Origin of the sequence: Streptomyces sp. NPDC059917 (assembly GCF_042730635.1) — a bacterium.
In the GTDB taxonomy this organism is placed as follows: domain Bacteria; phylum Actinomycetota; class Actinomycetes; order Streptomycetales; family Streptomycetaceae; genus Streptomyces.
The window spans coordinates 65,912-81,410 of record NZ_JBHWLC010000040.1 but is presented as its reverse complement, the minus strand read 5'-3'; the positions used below and the strand labels follow the sequence as shown (position 1 = coordinate 81,410).

At 71.4% G+C, this 15,499-nt stretch carries 15 protein-coding genes; 4 read left to right on the top strand and 11 right to left on the bottom strand.

Features of this window, described 5'->3' with window-relative positions; genetic code table 11:
* Positions 1-98: 98 nt before the first annotated feature.
* The gene (glpX, locus tag ACFWAR_RS23095; protein ID WP_354379662.1) at positions 99-1,130 is read right to left on the bottom strand and encodes a class II fructose-bisphosphatase; all 1,032 of its coding nucleotides are present in this window, start codon (positions 1,128-1,130) and stop codon (positions 99-101) included.
* 224 nt (positions 1,131-1,354) lie between these two features.
* Between glpX and ACFWAR_RS23090 the strand changes: the two genes are divergently transcribed.
* Entirely contained in the window at positions 1,355-1,873 is a 519-nt protein-coding gene (locus ACFWAR_RS23090) for a DUF4245 domain-containing protein (protein ID WP_385780151.1), read from the top strand.
* Positions 1,874-1,974: 101 nt separating this feature from the next.
* On the opposite strand, the gene ACFWAR_RS23085 is transcribed toward ACFWAR_RS23090, so the two are convergent.
* The 4 genes from ACFWAR_RS23085 to ACFWAR_RS23070 all read right to left on the bottom strand — a co-directional run bounded on the left by ACFWAR_RS23085 (position 1,975) and on the right by ACFWAR_RS23070 (position 5,670).
* Positions 1,975-2,565, bottom strand: coding sequence for a malonic semialdehyde reductase (locus ACFWAR_RS23085; protein ID WP_385780131.1), 591 nt, complete (start codon positions 2,563-2,565; stop codon positions 1,975-1,977).
* Positions 2,566-2,690: 125 nt separating this feature from the next.
* Positions 2,691-2,924: an exodeoxyribonuclease VII small subunit gene (locus ACFWAR_RS23080; RefSeq protein WP_385780129.1), complete on the bottom strand. Its 234-nt coding sequence runs from the start codon at positions 2,922-2,924 to the stop codon at positions 2,691-2,693.
* Positions 2,925-3,009: 85 nt separating this feature from the next.
* Positions 3,010-4,239, bottom strand: a complete 1,230-nt coding sequence (gene xseA, locus ACFWAR_RS23075; protein ID WP_385780126.1) for an exodeoxyribonuclease VII large subunit — start codon at positions 4,237-4,239, stop codon at positions 3,010-3,012.
* A gap of 9 nt (positions 4,240-4,248) precedes the next feature.
* On the bottom strand, positions 4,249-5,670 hold the full coding sequence (locus ACFWAR_RS23070) for an APC family permease (protein ID WP_385780123.1): 1,422 nt from the start codon (positions 5,668-5,670) through the stop codon (positions 4,249-4,251).
* Positions 5,671-5,756: 86 nt separating this feature from the next.
* Here ACFWAR_RS23070 and ACFWAR_RS23065 point away from each other — a divergent pair, with 86 nt between their 5' ends.
* A complete protein-coding gene (locus ACFWAR_RS23065; protein ID WP_354379657.1) occupies positions 5,757-6,749 on the top strand; it encodes a 4-hydroxy-3-methylbut-2-enyl diphosphate reductase in 993 nt (330 codons plus the stop codon).
* 45 nt (positions 6,750-6,794) lie between these two features.
* A complete protein-coding gene (ppgK, locus tag ACFWAR_RS23060) occupies positions 6,795-7,538 on the top strand; it encodes a polyphosphate--glucose phosphotransferase (protein ID WP_385780120.1) in 744 nt (247 codons plus the stop codon).
* A 21-nt stretch (positions 7,539-7,559) separates the two neighbouring features.
* Here the strand turns inward: ppgK and ACFWAR_RS23055 are convergent, their stop codons facing one another.
* The gene (locus ACFWAR_RS23055) at positions 7,560-8,063 is read right to left on the bottom strand and encodes a DUF6542 domain-containing protein (protein WP_385780117.1); all 504 of its coding nucleotides are present in this window, start codon (positions 8,061-8,063) and stop codon (positions 7,560-7,562) included.
* A 148-nt stretch (positions 8,064-8,211) separates the two neighbouring features.
* Here ACFWAR_RS23055 and ychF point away from each other — a divergent pair, with 148 nt between their 5' ends.
* The gene (ychF, locus tag ACFWAR_RS23050) at positions 8,212-9,300 is read left to right on the top strand and encodes a redox-regulated ATPase YchF (RefSeq protein ID WP_385780148.1); all 1,089 of its coding nucleotides are present in this window, start codon (positions 8,212-8,214) and stop codon (positions 9,298-9,300) included.
* Between the two features lie 195 nt (positions 9,301-9,495).
* Here ychF and ACFWAR_RS23045 read toward each other — a convergent pair whose 3' ends face one another.
* The 5 genes from ACFWAR_RS23045 to ACFWAR_RS23025 form a co-directional block, all read right to left on the bottom strand.
* Positions 9,496-9,702 carry a hypothetical protein gene (locus ACFWAR_RS23045; RefSeq protein ID WP_385780154.1) on the bottom strand — a complete coding sequence of 69 codons (207 nt, stop codon included), beginning with the start codon at positions 9,700-9,702 and terminating at the stop codon, positions 9,496-9,498.
* Positions 9,703-9,893: 191 nt separating this feature from the next.
* Positions 9,894-10,940, bottom strand: a complete 1,047-nt coding sequence (locus ACFWAR_RS23040; RefSeq protein WP_385780114.1) for a hypothetical protein — start codon at positions 10,938-10,940, stop codon at positions 9,894-9,896.
* A 242-nt stretch (positions 10,941-11,182) separates the two neighbouring features.
* Positions 11,183-13,174 (bottom strand): hypothetical protein, encoded by a 1,992-nt coding sequence (locus ACFWAR_RS23035; RefSeq protein ID WP_385780111.1) that lies wholly within the window; start codon positions 13,172-13,174, stop codon positions 11,183-11,185.
* Positions 13,171-13,968, bottom strand: coding sequence for a toll/interleukin-1 receptor domain-containing protein (locus ACFWAR_RS23030; RefSeq protein ID WP_385780108.1), 798 nt, complete (start codon positions 13,966-13,968; stop codon positions 13,171-13,173). The genes ACFWAR_RS23035 and ACFWAR_RS23030 overlap by 4 nt, the downstream gene beginning before the upstream one ends.
* A 228-nt stretch (positions 13,969-14,196) precedes the next feature.
* A complete protein-coding gene (locus ACFWAR_RS23025) occupies positions 14,197-15,396 on the bottom strand; it encodes a helix-turn-helix domain-containing protein (RefSeq protein WP_385780105.1) in 1,200 nt (399 codons plus the stop codon).
* Between the last annotated feature and the right edge of the window lie 103 nt (positions 15,397-15,499).

Genomic DNA, 15,499 nt, shown 5'->3' with positions numbered 1-15,499 from the left:
CCTCAAACGCCGGCGGGGCTGGATGTCCCATGGGTGTGCCGGAGGGGCGGTCGCCGCCGCACGCGGTGACCGCCCCTCCGGTGGTGCCGGCCGCAGGCCTACTGCGCGCGGTCGAAGTCGATCGCGCTGTACGCCCGCAGCTTCGACAGGCGGTGGGTGGAGTCGATCTGCCGGATCGTGCCCGACTTCGACCGCATGACCAGCGAGGACGTGGTCGCGGTCTCGGAGCGGTAGTGGACGCCGCGCAGCAGCTCACCGTCCGTGATGCCGGTCGCGACGAAGAAGACGTTGTCGCCGGAGACCAGGTCGTTGGTGTGCAGGACCCGGTCGAGGTCGTGGCCCGCGTCGATGGCCTTCTGGCGCTCGGCCTCGTCCTTCGGCCACAGCTTGCCCTGGATGGTGCCGCCGAGGCACTTGATGGCGCAGGCTGAGATGATGCCCTCGGGGGTGCCGCCGATGCCGAGGAGCAGGTCCACGCCGGTGCCCTCGCGGACCGCCATGACCGAGCCCGCGACGTCGCCGTCCGAGATGAACTTGATGCGGGCGCCGGTCTCGCGGATCTCCTTGACGATGCCCTCGTGACGGGGGCGGTCCAGGATGACCACGGTGACGTCCTCGACGGCCATGTTCTTGGCCTTGGCGACCCGGCGGATGTTCACCGAGACGGGGGCGTTGATGTCGACGAAGTCGGCGGCCTCGGGGCCGGTGACCAGCTTCTCCATGTAGAACACCGCGGACGGGTCGAACATGGTGCCGCGGTCGGCGGCGGCCAGGACGGCGATCGCGTTCGGCATGCCCTTGGCGTTCAGGGTGGTGCCGTCGATCGGGTCGACGGCGATGTCGACCTCGGCGCCGGTGCCGTCGCCGACCCGCTCGCCGTTGAAGAGCATGGGGGCTTCGTCCTTCTCCCCCTCGCCGATGACGACGACGCCGTTCATCGAAACGGTGGAGATCAGGGTGCGCATGGCATTGACCGCGGCGCCGTCGGCGCCGAGCTTGTCGCCGCGCCCGACCCAGCGGCCCGCGGCCATGGCGGCGGCCTCGGTGACCCGGACGAGCTCCAGGGCGAGGTTGCGGTCGGGTGCCTCCGGAGAGACTTCGAGCTGGGGCGGCAGGTTGTGCTCGGTCATCGGAGCGCACCTTTCTGTACGGCGACGGCCGGAAGTGAGGGTGCTGGAACTCTATCGGTACGTCGATAAATTGAGCAGGGCGGGGCACGTATGAGCGGTATATCGGTCAGAGCATTGGCCTGAGCGGACGGATCGGGTCCGTCGCGGCGCCCCGCCCGGCCCGGCCGGGGCGACCCTGGTGATGATCGCGTACCGCGATGCGGGACGATGGTCCCGTGGCAGGTATGAAAGGCAAGCAGACGATCTGGGACATGGTCCGGTCGCTGGCGATCATCGGCGTGGTCGCGGGAGGGATCTACCTGGCCGTCCCGCACGACGACAAGGCCGACCCGACGCACGTCGTCGACTACCGCATCGAGACCCTCACGGCCCGCCGCGCGGCGCCGTACCCGGTGGGCTCGCCCGTCGGGCTCGCCAAGGAGTGGCGCGCGACCTCGGTGACCTACGACCGCAAGGACGCGAACGCCTGGCACCTGGGCTTCCTCGACCCGCGCGGCGAGTACGTGGCGGTGGAGCAGTCGAGCGACACCTCGGCCAAGTACCTGGACAAGGTCACCCAGAAGGCCAAGGCCACCGGACAGGCCCAGCAGGTCGGCGACCTGTCCTGGGAGCGCTGGGAGGGCCCGAAGTACCGCGCCCTGGTGCGCCAGGAGCAGGGCCACGCGACCGTGGTCACCGGCACCGGCGCCTTCGGGGAGCTGGCGGAGCTGGCCGGCGCGCTGGAGTTCAAGCAGGGCGGCTGACCGGAGTCCGAGCGGGGCGGCTGAAGCGCTCGCGCACGCGAAGAAGGCCGCCCGTCCCGGGGGAACCGGGGCGGGCGGCCTTCTTCGTGCGTGCGGGCGACTCAGACGGTCGTGACGACCTGGTCGAAGTCGAGGCGCGGGGAGCGCGGGTACCAGGCGTTCTCGCCCGGCTTGCCGATGTTGATGACCATCAGCGGGGTGTGGTCGTCGTCCAGGAACTCCTTCTGGACACCGGCGAAGTCCAGGCCCGTCATCGGACCCGCGGCCAGACCGGCGGCGCGCACGCCGACGATGAAGTACGCGGCCTGCAGGGCCGAGTTCACCAGGGCGGACTGCTCGCGGACCGGACGCTCGCCGAAGAAGAGGTCCTTGGCCTGCGGGAAGCTCGGGAGCAGCGCCGGCAGCTCCTCGTGGAACTCGTTGTCCGCGGAGAGGATCGCGACCAGCGGGGCGGCGAGGGTCTTGGGCTTGTTGCCGTCGGCCATGTGCTTCACGAGGCGCTCGCGGGCCTCGGGGGAGCGGACCAGGGTGATGCGCAGGGGCGTCTGGTTGAAGGCCGTCGGGCCGAACTTGACGAGGTCGTAGATCGCCTGGACCTGCTCCTCGGTCACCGGCTCGTCCGAGAACGAGTTGGCGGTACGGGCCTCGCGGAACAGCAGGTCCTGAGCGGCGGAGTCAAGAACGAGGGACATCGGAAAGCCTTCTTCCATACGAAAACCGGGGTGAAGCGATGTCCCAGACACTACGCCGAAGAAATTGAAATTTCAACTACTAGTGCGACGGGGTGATCGGCCTCACGTCGCGAAGCCCCCCGGAGCTAGTCGGCGTCCCCGTCGGGCGCGCCCGCTCCGTCCCGCCCCGCCAGGGCCGAGTCCAGCCGGGCCCGAGCGCCCTCCAGCCAGTTCCGGCAGACCTTCGCCAGCTCCTCGCCGCGCTCCCACAGCGCCAGCGACTCCTCCAGGGAGGTGCCGCCCGCCTCCAGCTTGCGCACGACCTCGATCAGCTCGTCCCGCGCCTGCTCGTACCCCAGCGCCGTACCGGCCTCAGTCATTCCCCGCTCCGATCCTATTCGTGTACTGCAACCACAATGTTGCGGGAGCATGGCGTCCGCGTCCGCCCCGCAGCCGCGGCGGGACCTACTCGGCCCCCGCGCCCCCGGACCCCGTGACGCGGACGGCGAACTCGCCCTCCGCGACCCGCGCCCGCAGCACCTCGTCCGCCCCCAGCTCCGCGGGGGAGCGCACCACGTGCCCGTCCGCCCGTTGGAGCACCGCGTACCCGCGCTCCAGCGTCGCCGCGGGGGACAGGGCCACGACCCGGGCGCGGGTGTGCGCCAGCTCGGACTCGGCCCGGTCCAGCAGGTGGCCCAGGGTCCGCCGGGCCCGCGCGAGCAGTGCGTCCAGCTCGGCCTCCCGGGTCTCCACCATCCGCTGCGGGTGCACGAACACCGGCCGCGCCAGGGCGTGCGCGAGCCCGCGCTCCTCCCGGTCCAGCAGGCCCCGCACCGCGCGCAGCCCCCGGCCCTGCAACTGGCGCACCCGCTCCAGCTCCTCGCCGACGTCCGGGACCACCTTCTTCGCCGCGTCGGTGGGTGTGGACGCCCGTACGTCGGCGACCAGGTCCAGCAGCGGGGAGTCCGGCTCGTGCCCGATCGCCGAGACCACCGGGGTGCGGGCCGCGGCCACCGTGCGCACGACCTCCTCGTCGGAGAAGGGCAGCAGGTCCTCCACGCTGCCGCCGCCGCGCGCCACGATGATCACGTCGACCTCGGGCAGCGCGTCCAGCTCCCTGACCGCCTCGATCACCTGGGGCACCGCGTGGACGCCCTGCACGGCGACGTTGCGCACCTCGAAGCGGACCGCCGGCCAGCGCCGGCGCGCGTTCTCCAGCACGTCCCGCTCGGCCGCCGAGGCCCGACCGACCACCAGCCCGATCAGCTGCGGCAGGAACGGCAGCGGCTTCTTGCGGTCCAGCGCGAACAGGCCCTCCGAGGCCAGCGACCGCTTGAGCTTCTCCAGCCGCGCCAACAGCTCGCCGATGCCCACGGGCCGTATCTCGGTGGCCCGCAGGGACAGCTGGCCGCGCGGCGCGTACCACTCGGGCTTGGCCAGGACGAGGACGCGCGCCCCCTCCGACACGGAGTCCGCGACCTCGTCGAAGACCTGCCGGAAGCAGGTCACCGCCACCGAGATGTCGTGCGACGGATCGCGCAGGGTCAAGAAGACCACCCCGGCCCCCGGTCGCCGCGAGAGCTGGGTGATCTGCCCCTCCACCCACACCTGGCCGAGGCGGTCGATCCACCCCCCGATCAGCCGGGACACCTGACCGACGGGCAGTGGCGTCTCCGGCGATGAATTCAGACCCATGCAGGCAGGCTAACGGCCGGAACCGACAGCGTCGCCGGGCCCGCCCGGTCCCCGACCCGCGCGCCGCCCCCGCTGCGCCACCAGCACCGCCAGCCCCACGGCCAGCCAGAGCGCGCCGACCCACTGGGCGGTGGGCGAGGCCTCGACGATCACCGCGACCGTCACGGCCGCGCCCAGGACCGGCACCACCAGGTGCTTCCACCAGCTCGGCGGGCCCGCGGCGCGGCGTACGACGAACCAGCCGACCACGGAGGCGTGCAGCAGGGTGAAGGCCACCAGCGCCCCGATGTCGACGACGGAGACCAGGTGGTCCAGCCCGTCGTCGCGCCGGGCCGCCCAGACGGCCGCGACCAGCGTCACCGTCGCCGCGACCAGCAGCGCCGGGCGCGGGGTCCCGCCCGAGGTCCGCGCGAGCACCTTCGGCAGCCGCCCCTCGCGGGCCATCGCGAACAGCAGCCGACCGGCCGCCGCCTGCCCGGCCAGCGCCGCGAAGGCCGCCCCGATCGCCTTGCTGGCCGCGACCAGGTCGTGCAGCCACGGCCCGACGGCGGACTCGACGGTGGTGTAGAACGCCGGCCCCTGGAGCCCCGGATCGGCCGCCAGCTCCGCGGCGGAGACCGGGGTCAGCAGCGCCGCCAGATAGGTCTGCGCGATGAAGAGCACCCCGGTCAGCGCCAGGCAGAAGAGCACCGCCCGCGCCACCTTCGCGCTGCCTCCGGTGACCTCCTCGGCGAAGGAGGCGATCGCGTCGAAGCCCAGGTACGACAGGACCGCCACCGACACCGCTCCGAGCACCGCGCCCGTCGAGAAGCCGAGGGACCCGTCCCCGGTCAGCGGGGACAGCCAGCCGCGCCGCGCGCCGTCCTGGACCAGCGCGGTCACCGCGGCGACCAGGAACACCAGCAGGACCACCACCTCCAGGGCCAGCACGGCGAAGCCCACGCGCGCCGCCGCCCGTACGCCCCACAGGTTCAGCGCGGTGGTGACCACCACGGCCAGCGCCGTCCACACCCAGCGCGACACCTCCGGCACGAGCGCGTGCATCGCGATCCCGGAGAAGAGGTACGCCACCGCCGGGATCAGCAGGTAGTCGAGCATCGCCATCCAGCCGGCGATCAGCCCGGGCCCCTCGCCGAGGCCCTTGCGGGCGTAGGTGAAGACCGAACCGGCCTGCGGCGCGACCCGCACCATCTGCGCGTAGGAGAAGGCCGTGAAGGCCATCGCCACGGTGGCGGCGAGGTAGACCAGGGCCACGGCGCCGTGCGACTTCGCGTCGAGCGTGCCGAAGATGCCGACCGGAGCCATCGGAGCGATGAAGAGCAGCCCGTAGACGACCAGGTCCCGGAAGCCGAGGCTGCGCCGCAGCCGCCCCTCGGGGGCGGCACCGGGCGACGGCCCGGCCTCCGTGCCGGGATCCGTATCGGACACCATCCGCCCTCCGAGTGATGTAGTGGACACGCTTTCGGTCCAGTGTGTGTCGAACGGGGGACGACCGGCCTGCTGGACACCCCCGTACGATGGACGCCATGACTGCTTCCGCTTCCCGCCGTGTCCTGCTCGCCGCCCCCCGCGGGTACTGCGCGGGCGTCGACCGAGCCGTGATCGCCGTCGAGAAGGCCCTTGAGCAGTACGGTGCGCCGGTCTACGTCCGCCACGAGATCGTCCACAACAAGTACGTCGTCCAGACGTTGGAGAAGAAGGGGGCCATCTTCGTCGAACGGACGGCCGAGGTCCCCGAGGGCTCCATCGTGATGTTCTCGGCGCACGGCGTCGCCCCCGTCGTCCACGACGAGGCCGCCGAGCGCAAGCTCGCCACCATCGACGCGACCTGCCCGCTGGTCACCAAGGTCCACAAGGAAGCGGTCCGCTACGCCAACGAGGACTTCGACATCCTCCTCATCGGCCACGAGGGCCACGAGGAGGTCATCGGCACCTCCGGCGAGGCCCCGGACCACATCACCATCGTCGACGGCCCCGAGGACGTCGCGAAGGTCACCGTCCGCGACGAGTCCAAGGTCGTCTGGCTGTCGCAGACCACGCTCTCCGTCGACGAGACGATGGAGACGGTCGACGCGCTGAAGACCAAGTTCCCGCTGCTCGTCTCGCCGCCCAGCGACGACATCTGCTACGCCACCTCGAACCGGCAGGCCGCCGTCAAGGTGATGGGCGCCGACTCCGACCTCGTCATCGTCGTCGGTTCGAAGAACTCCTCGAACTCGATCCGCCTGGTCGAGGTCGCCCTGGACGCCGGCGCGGCCGCCGCGCACCTCGTGGACTTCGCGAGCGAGATCGACGAGGCCTGGCTGGAGGGCGTCACCACGGTCGGCCTGACCTCGGGCGCCTCCGTCCCGGAGGTCCTCGTCGAGGAAGTCCTGGAGTGGCTGGCCCAGCGCGGCTACGCCGACGTGGAGATCGTCAAGACGGCCGAGGAGTCGATCGTCTTCTCGCTGCCCAAGGAGCTGCGCCGCGACCTGCGCACCGAGGCCGCGAACCTGCTCGCCGGGAAGTAGCCGGGTCGCCCCGCTTGTCCCGGGGTCTTTTCGTACGGTGAGTCCATGCAGATCTTCGGTGTGGACATCGGCGGTTCCGGGATCAAGGGCGCTCCCGTGGACCTTGACCGCGGCGACCTGGCGCAGGAGCGCCACAAAGTACTGACACCGCATCCGGCCACCCCCGACGGGGTGGCCGACTGCGTTGCCGAGGTCGTACGCAACTTCGACTGGAAGGGCCCGGTCGGCGTCACCTTCCCCGGGGTCGTGACCGGCGGCATCACCCGCTCGGCCGCGAACGTCGACAAGGGCTGGGTCGGCCTGGACGCTGCCGGGCTCCTCTCCGAGCGCCTCGGCGGCCTCCCGGTCACGGTCCTGAACGACGCGGACGCGGCGGGCGTCGCGGAGATGACGTACGGGGCCGGTCGCGGCCGCGGCGGTACGGTCATCCTGCTGACCCTCGGCACCGGCATCGGCAGCGCCCTCTTCACGGACGGGCACCTGGTCGCCAACAGCGAGCTGGGCCACCTGGAACTGCGCGGCCACGACGCGGAGACCCGCGCCTCGGTGAAGGCCAAGGAGGACAACGACCTCAGCTGGGAGCGCTGGGCGCACCGGTTGCAGAAGTACCTGGCCCACGTGGAGATGCTGTTCTCCCCGGACCTCTTCATCCTCGGCGGCGGAGTGAGCCGCAAACCGGAGAAGTTCCTGCCGCTGATCGAGGGCATCCGCGCCGAGATCGTCCCCGCGAAGCTCCAGAACAACGCCGGCATCGTGGGCGCGGCGATGGCGGCCCGCCCGGCCCCCTGAGGAGGCCCCGAGCGAGTGCGCTCAGGCGACGCGGCGGGGCATGGTGCGCCGCCGCCCGATCAGCACGGCCTTGCGCACCACCGCGATCAGACCGGCGATCAGGGTCCCCGCGTACAGCCAGCCGGCGTGCAGGGACAGCGCCGTGACCACGCCCATCAACTGGCCGCCGAAGCCGCCGGAGCCGCCCGCGATGGGCCACACTCCGGCGGTGAAGGCGATGGGGGCGGCGATCGGCGCGGTGATCAGGTCGGCGGGGCGCACCCAGAGCGCGGTCGCGGCGGCGACCGGCATGAAGAGCAGCCCGTAGCCGAGCAGCGACGCGTCGAAGATCAACCAGTCGATCCCGGAGGCCAGCACCATCGCGGCGCAGGCGAACAGCCCGCCCCCGAGCCCGGTCAGCTTGGGCCGGGGCAGCCGCCGGGCCGCGGCGGGCCCGGGCCGGGGCCTGCTGCCACCGCCCTGCGGGGGTACGGCGGGCCGCCGGGCCGCCTCCGGCTGTCGCTGCGGGTGATATGCCGATCGCATCCTGTCTCGCTCCACTGGACCAAGCTAGGCGTCGCGGACCCCGGATGGGTGCCTGGACACGCGTACATCCACCGCCGGCCATCGGAAAGTAAACTGTCCGATGGCCCGTACCCGGGTCAGCCCCCTCCAGCTACGGGAAGTCGCCAACGTGTCGCTCACGATCGGAATCGTCGGCCTGCCGAATGTCGGCAAGTCGACCCTTTTCAACGCCCTGACCAAGAACGACGTGCTGGCGGCCAACTACCCGTTCGCCACCATCGAGCCGAACGTCGGCGTCGTCGGCGTCCCGGACACCCGCCTCGCCGTCCTCGCGGGCATCTTCGGCTCCCAGAAGGTCCTCCCGGCGACCGTCGACTTCGTCGACATCGCGGGCATCGTCCGCGGCGCCTCGGAGGGCGAGGGCCTCGGCAACAAGTTCCTCGCGAACATCCGCGAGTCCGACGCGATCTGCCAGGTCATCCGCGCCTTCGCCGACGAGAACGTCGTCCACGTCGACGGCAAGGTCTCGCCGAAGGACGACATCGAGACGATCAACACCGAGCTGATCCTCGCGGACCTCCAGTCGATCGAGAAGGCGGTGCCGCGCCTGACGAAGGAGTCCCGCCTCCAGAAGGAGAAGGTCGCGGTCCTCGGGGCGGTCGAGAAGGCCCAGAAGATCCTCGAAGCGGGCGACACCCTCTTCTCGCACGGCATCACCAAGGGCACCGAGCAGGGCGACCTCCTGCACGAGCTGCACCTGCTGACCGTCAAGCCGTTCCTCTACGTCTTCAACGTGGACGAGGACGAGCTCACCGACGACGCCTTCAAGGCGGAGCAGAGCGCGCTGGTGGCCCCGGCGGAGGCGATCTTCCTGAACGCCAAGCTGGAGGCGGAGCTGATCGAGCTGGACGACGAGGAGGCCCTCGAACTCCTCCAGTCCGTCGGCCAGGAAGAGCCGGGCATGGCCACCCTGGGCCGCGTCGGCTTCGCGACCCTCGGCCTCCAGACCTACCTGACGGCCGGCCCGAAGGAAACCCGCGCCTGGACCATCAAGCAGGGCGCCACGGCCCCCGAGGCGGCCGGCGTGATCCACACGGACTTCCAGCGCGGCTTCATCAAGGCCGAGGTCATCTCCTTCGCGGACCTGGTCGAATGCGGCTCGGTCGCCGAAGCCCGCGCCAAGGGCAAGGCCCGCATGGAGGGCAAGGACTACGTCATGCAGGACGGCGACGTGGTGGAGTTCCGCTTCAACGTCTGACCCGCCCGGCGAAAGGCCGCCCGACCCGCGACGAAGCGGGTTGGGCGGCCTTCGGCGTCCGCGGGGCGGTCCGTGTGCGCCACGTGGGACGCGGGGGAGCGGAACACGAGACGAGGTCGGTGCGGGTCATGTGGAAGACGAGGTGGGCGGGGCCGCAGCGGGGGTCGGCGACCTCCTCGAAGACCTCGATGGCGGTCAGTTGTCCGAAGCCCCGAGGGAGGGCAGGCCGTCGATGATGGCGGGAACGGCGGCGGAGCCGAGCCAGATCAGTTCCGCACGGGCGTCGTAGGACGCGCCGGACTCGCTTTCGAGCTGCTGGACGAGGGCCTCGGTGCGGGTGCTCGCGGCGCCGGGTGGGCGTGGCGCCGGCCGTGCTGGTCGCAGGCGCCGAAGTCCTGGCATACGGGGCAGATCTCGTAGGAGCCGGGCATGGCATCGAGCACGCGGTGCGCGCAGCAGGGACAGGGGTGGCGGTGGTCACCTGCGCAGTCTCGTTGGAGGTCCGGTCGGTGCGCCAGGTGTGACGAACGTGCGGTTCAGAAGGGGGCGGGCTCGCTGGAGCCCGGCCCCCTCGTCGTGGACCGCCTCTCGGATCAGCTACCGTCCCAGCCTTGCTCCTCCTGGGGCGGGGGCGGCGGTGTTTCCCAGAAGTACGGCGGTGGCGTGTCGCCCTCGCTCGTCGCCTGCCGGCCGGGGTGGCCTTCGCCCGCGCGGCCATCGGGCGCGGCCGCACCGGTGAACGGCGAGGCTTCGGGGTCCGGTGTGCGCGGCGACCACGGCCCGTCGGGTTCCTCCGCGCCCGCAGGTCCAACGTCGGGGCCCTCGGCCCCGAAATCCTCGGACATCGGGAGAAGGGTCCGACGGATCTCCTCGGCTGCCTCGTCCAGCCCCTCCGATTCCAGGCTCCGCACCACGCGGTGCACGAGCACGGTGTACCCGTCCATGTCCGGTTTCAGGCCGACGGCGGACAGCAGCAGGCGCAGCCGGTCCGCTACCCCCACTTCCTCCTCGTCGGGCATGTCCGCGCCCCGGCCGTGGCCGTCCCACGACGGGGCTCCGACGGTTGCCTCGCTTCGCACGCCGACCGGCGGGACCAGGAGATGGCGGAAGAGCTCGGGCACCTGCTCGTCCTTGGCGGCCGCCGCGATCTGGGCGAGCGGGCCGATCATGTCGACCGCCTTCTCGATCTCGTTCTCGTGACGGGCCAGCCACCACACCACCGCGCTGCCCGGGCTGCTGAGCACGTCGTCTCCCAGGTAGCGCCGCTTGTTGCGCTCGTGTTGACGTTCGTGCTCCCAGAGCTCCTCGTCCTTGCGCAGGTCGTTCAACCGCCGCAGACGCTCGCGGTCGGCCGGGGCGAGGGTCAGCGTCACGTCAGCGGCCAGGACGGTCACACGGCCACTTCGGTCCTGGTCAGGGATGCCCAGTTCCCCTTCGAGGCGATGTTGTACGACGCTCGCCCGGCCGGGCTCCTCGTGCTGGACGATCTCCGCGGCCCGGCTGACGATGGCGGAAACGGCGAGGCGCGGGAAGGTGCCGTCGGACCGGTCCGTGTGGTCGGGGAGCGGCCTCCACCACACGGTGGCGGAGAAGAGGAAGTCGTAGCCGTCCACCCCGCTCTGGAGCGGCGTATCGGTCACCCGTGTCTCTTGGTAGGGACGCTCCGTCGGCGCCGGGGGCTGTGGTGGCTCCCAGGAGTCGTGTGGTTCGGCCGACGGGCTTCGGTCACCGCTGAAGACCGTCATGACGAGCAGTACGGAGCCGGATGCGGTGACCATCGTCATGAAGCCCCACAACCATGGTGACCAGCCCATGAGGGGGCCTATGACCGCTGGCGCGAGGCCGCAGAGGGCAGCGAACAGCAGGGTGGGATAGCGGTGTTTCATCGCGCCTCATCCGTGGTCCGTGGTCCGGTTCCCGCACGCTCCGTGCGGGTGTACTGCGCGTGATCGATGTGCTGCCAGAAAAGGGTGGCGACGGCCGCGCGCGATGAGCCGTCCGTGGGCCGCGCCCAGCGACATGCGATGGCGTAGAGGCGATGGAGCGCGGCAGCGCGGCCGTGTGCGGCCCCGACCATCACGCCCAGCGCCATTTCCGGCGTGCTGCCGTCCGCCACGGCATTGAGCCAACCGCTCACCAGCGGGTCCCAGAGGCCTGTCGGCTCCTGGGAGAAGACGGACTCCCATCCCAGGAACAGGTCCGGCCACGGAGGCGGGTGGGGCGACCGGTCCCTTCTCAGGAGTTCCGTGAGCAGCCGGATGTGGGGCTCCGCCCCGCGTGGCTGCCGTATCCGGCGACGCAAGCGGTCGATCAGCAGCCGGTGGAGCCGACGGTCGCGACCGACGAGATCGAACAGCGCTTCGCGGGACGCCGGCGCGGCCTCCCCCTCGCGCACGGCGAGATGGTGGAGCCTGACGACCGCCTGGTCCGGGTGGGTCGCGCCGAGGCTCTGGAGGCAGACGGCGGTCAGGACGCGGGCGAGACCCTCCGACACGGGGCCGGGCGCCACGCTCTCGTACATCCGCCTGCGGAACCATCCCCCGAACCTCTCGTGGGCGAGACCGAGCTCAAGTGCCGTCACCGCACGAAGGTCACAGGCCGTGCCGGTCGTACCGCCCGCCCAGCGGCTCACGAGGGTGAAGAGATGGTCGGGTCGCCCGACGGCCAGGGCGCGCTCACAGAAGCGGACGACGACATTCAGTCGGTCGTCGATGGTGAGTCCCCGGAGCCCCGCGTCGCGGCCGATCCAGTCCCTGAGCTGGTCGCGTATCCCCGGAAAGTTCGCCCAGAAATACGCCCTGACCGCGTCGGCGTAGGCCAGTCGCTCGAAGTGGAGCCGTCCGTCGTGGTCGCGCTTGATCCCGAGCGCTTCCAACCGCTCCCCGAAATCGGTCCGTGCCAGCTCGGTCGTCGTCTCCTCCTCGTGCCTGACCGTCCTCATCAGGTTGTGCCACGCCTCGTAGACCGTGTCCGCGTGGGCCTCTTCGAACACCGCCGTCGCGAGGAGCAGGGCCCGCTCTGGGGTGGTGCGGAACGCGGCCACCTGCCTGCCGACCTCACCGGCGCGGTCCTTCACGGCGTGCATCGCCTGGTCGAGCCATCCCGCGAAGTCCCCGCCGAACCGGCCGCTTTCGCGCGCGGTCCCCACCAGCCCGGCGAGCCGCGCCAGTTCCCGCATGGGGGAGCGGTCGCACAGGTCCTGGAGCTCCGCGCTCTTCAGATCCGTCGTGCGAAAGGGCATGCGGTCCATGCGCAGGTGCCGGGTGACGACGGCGATGCCCCGAGGACGTTCCAGCATCACCGTGTGCGGTACGAGGTCCGGTGCGTGGACGTGGTCCATGCCCCACGGCAGGACCACGACCATGCGGGCCCCTGCCTCGTGCACCTGTGCGCGGCGCACCACCAGGCGGTGCTGGGCCTTGGCGTACGCCTCCTCGTCGAGGATTGCGGAGAGGTCGAGGAGGAAGCGGTCGCGTTCACCGGGAGCGAGCGGGGGTGCACCCCCTTCCTCGTCCCGGGCCCCGTCCGTGGCGGGAAGCTCCTCGAAACGGGCTCCCTCCTCCTCGGCCACGCCGTCCTCGCCGAGCTGGTGCAGCAGCATGATCGCCGCGGCGCGCCGGCCGCTGCCGGGCGGGGCCTGTAGCAGCACCACCGAACCGGGCTGCTCCAGACGGGCCGCGGCGACGCTGTAGTTCAGGGGGTGGACGAAACGGTGGGCCAGGCGCACCCGGTCCTCGCGGACGATCCGGAGGGACTCCACCCTTTTTCGGATCATCCAATCCGGGCCGACGCCGTAGAAGACGTTCTGGGCTCCTGCGCCGTTGTTCACCGGGCCGCGCGGATCGTTGACGGTGACGCGGTCCTGCTCGGTCATCGGTCGCCGCCGTCCGGGTCCCGGCGCTCGCGCTCGAAGCGCTGGTGGACCGTGCCGCTGTTGTCGCCGGCGGTGAACTGGACCCCGGTGTTGTCGCCCTCGAAGTGAGGGGCGTTGTACTGGTGACCCGGGCCGGTGTTCACGGGCCCCTGGGGCTCGTTGACGAAGGTGCCGGACAGGTCTCCGTTGAGGTTGCCGATACCGCCGCGTACGCGCTGCTCGACGTTGCGCGTCCGCATCCTGGCATGGCCGGCCTCTTGGTCCGACTTCTTGCGGGACTTCGTCTCCGTCCGCTCCCGCGCGGAACGTGCATCGCGGTCCACCTCGACCAGGGCGGGCAGCTGTCGGGCGAGGGCGTCGCCGAGCGCCGCCAGGTCCGAATCGGCGTTGCGGTGGTCGAATCGGCGGTACTGGTAGTCCGCCAGCTCCCGCAGCTCGTGGGGGAGGACGGAGCGGTCGATCCGCGTGGCCTTGCCGACGAGCACGGGAATCACCAGGATCCCGCGGTCGAGGGCGATCTGGATCTCACGACGGGTCCAGTCGTGCTCGGACGCAATGGCGGGCCGGCCGTCCGCCCCGCGCACCTCCGCCCAGCGAGGGCCGATCACGACGAGGAGCGCCTCGCACGCCTCCACCGCCGTGACCAGTTCCGTCGGGAAGCGGTGGCCGGCCTCGATCGAGTTGCTGGCGAAGAAGATCCGCTCGCGACCGAACCGTCGGGCGAGTTCCCGATCGATCATGGTCGCGGCGGATTCCTCGTCGCCTGTGCGGTAGTTGACGAAGACGTCGGGCATGAAGGTTCCCTTCGTGAAGAGGAGCGGGGTGCACCGGTACGGGGGTGAGGCCGTGATCGGGGCGCTGAGGCCCCGATCCGTCCCGGGTCGTGGGCTTCTGATCGCGTGACGGCATGACCCGTCCGCGGGCGGGCGTGAGGGTGCGGGTGAGCCGCCCTTCGCGTCCCCGTGCCGGCCGGGCTGTGCGGAGGAGCAGTTCGGGGGAGGGCGGCGGCGGTGGAGCGGCTGTCAGCCGAGCGCGGGGGCGAGTGCCCGGGCCAGCGCCGGTTGCAGATCGCGTACGGCCCCGTGGCTCTGGAACCGGGAGAGCTCCCGTGCGAGGCGCCGGATGTCGCTGTTCACGGTCGCGGAGGGAACGACCGGCATCACGTCCAGAAGCTCCCCCGCGATGGCGCAGGCATGCTCGACTTCTCCGGAGGCGGCGTGGGCCAAGGACCTGCGGAAGCCGTACCGGGCGCGGGTGCGCAGCGCGTGCGGCGGGAGGAGTCCGCACTCCCGATCGAGGACTTCGGCGGCGCTCCTGGGGCGACCGAGGTCGTACAGGCACCAGCCGGTCGTCATCGCTGCCGGATCGCTCACGTGGGTGGTGCCGATCACGGGCTCGGCGTCGCTGCGGGCATCGTCGTCGTCGAACAGTGCCCGCGCCCTGTCGAGGCTGCGCAGGCACTCGCGTTCGTTGCCGATAAGCGCGTGTCCCTGAGCTTCCCGCTGGGCGGCGAGTCCTCGGATGCGGGGCGGGAGTCCGTCGCTCTGGGCCCGACGGGCCAGGGCGACGGTGCCGGCCGCGTCCCCGCCGTAGAGCGTGACCAGGGCGCGGCGCACGAGTGCGTAGCAGCCGAGGTGCGCATCACCCCCCGCGCGGGCCAGCTCGGCGGCCTCGCCGGTCCAGCCGAGTGCCGCACCGCTGTCCCCGGCCTCCTGGGCCATCCATCCGGTGAACTCCGCGAACCGGGAGGCGAGCAGGAGCGCGGACGTCCGGGCGGCGGCCGTGGTCTCGGCGGCCAGCCCTGCGACCGTGCGCGTCTGGACCTCCAGCAGGGGGAGCAGTGCCTTCGGCGCGGTGGACTGGCCGAGCCTGCGCAGCTCGTCGAATTGTGCGCGGAAGGAGGGAAGGAGCGTCGCGGCGCTGGAGGGCGCGAGAACGGACCGACGCACGACGAGCGAGAGGCGCGGGACGGCCGGGGAAGCGGTGGTGCTCGACTCGGAGTCGGGGTCGGGTCGGACGGCCAGGCGCTGCAACTCGCCGTCCGCGCCGAGGAAGGCGTCACACCGCCGTGCCAGTTCGGGGGACGCGGAACGCTCCCCGCGTTCGACCTTGCTGAGGTGGCCCTTGTCGTAGTTGAGCGCCACGGAGAGCTCGGTCAGGGTGAGCCGGGCCTCCTGCCGTAACCGGCGAAGTTCCGGGCCGAAAAGTAGAGCCGCACTCATCGTTGGCCTCCCCTTGAACAGCGACGCTGAGGGTGATGTGCCCTCGCCTGGCACCTTCGCTCGGTGTCCGCCGGTCGACGTGCCGACCAGCGCAGAACACGTG

What these genes read in the sequence shown, in the direction of transcription:
- glpX (WP_354379662.1), bottom strand. Translation starts at nt 1,130, where the DNA reads ATGACCGAGCACAACCTGCCGCCCCAGCTCGAAGTCTCTCCGGAGGCA.
- ACFWAR_RS23090 (WP_385780151.1), top strand. Translation starts at nt 1,355, where the DNA reads ATGAAAGGCAAGCAGACGATCTGGGACATGGTCCGGTCGCTGGCGATC.
- ACFWAR_RS23085 (WP_385780131.1), bottom strand. Translation starts at nt 2,565, where the DNA reads ATGTCCCTCGTTCTTGACTCCGCCGCTCAGGACCTGCTGTTCCGCGAG.
- ACFWAR_RS23080 (WP_385780129.1), bottom strand. Translation starts at nt 2,924, where the DNA reads ATGACTGAGGCCGGTACGGCGCTGGGGTACGAGCAGGCGCGGGACGAG.
- xseA (WP_385780126.1), bottom strand. Translation starts at nt 4,239, where the DNA reads ATGGGTCTGAATTCATCGCCGGAGACGCCACTGCCCGTCGGTCAGGTG.
- ACFWAR_RS23070 (WP_385780123.1), bottom strand. Translation starts at nt 5,670, where the DNA reads ATGGTGTCCGATACGGATCCCGGCACGGAGGCCGGGCCGTCGCCCGGT.
- ACFWAR_RS23065 (WP_354379657.1), top strand. Translation starts at nt 5,757, where the DNA reads ATGGACGCCATGACTGCTTCCGCTTCCCGCCGTGTCCTGCTCGCCGCC.
- ppgK (WP_385780120.1), top strand. Translation starts at nt 6,795, where the DNA reads ATGCAGATCTTCGGTGTGGACATCGGCGGTTCCGGGATCAAGGGCGCT.
- ACFWAR_RS23055 (WP_385780117.1), bottom strand. Translation starts at nt 8,063, where the DNA reads ATGCGATCGGCATATCACCCGCAGCGACAGCCGGAGGCGGCCCGGCGG.
- ACFWAR_RS23045 (WP_385780154.1), bottom strand. Translation starts at nt 9,702, where the DNA reads ATGCCAGGACTTCGGCGCCTGCGACCAGCACGGCCGGCGCCACGCCCA.
- ACFWAR_RS23035 (WP_385780111.1), bottom strand. Translation starts at nt 13,174, where the DNA reads ATGACCGAGCAGGACCGCGTCACCGTCAACGATCCGCGCGGCCCGGTG.
- ACFWAR_RS23030 (WP_385780108.1), bottom strand. Translation starts at nt 13,968, where the DNA reads ATGCCCGACGTCTTCGTCAACTACCGCACAGGCGACGAGGAATCCGCC.
- ACFWAR_RS23025 (WP_385780105.1), bottom strand. Translation starts at nt 15,396, where the DNA reads ATGAGTGCGGCTCTACTTTTCGGCCCGGAACTTCGCCGGTTACGGCAG.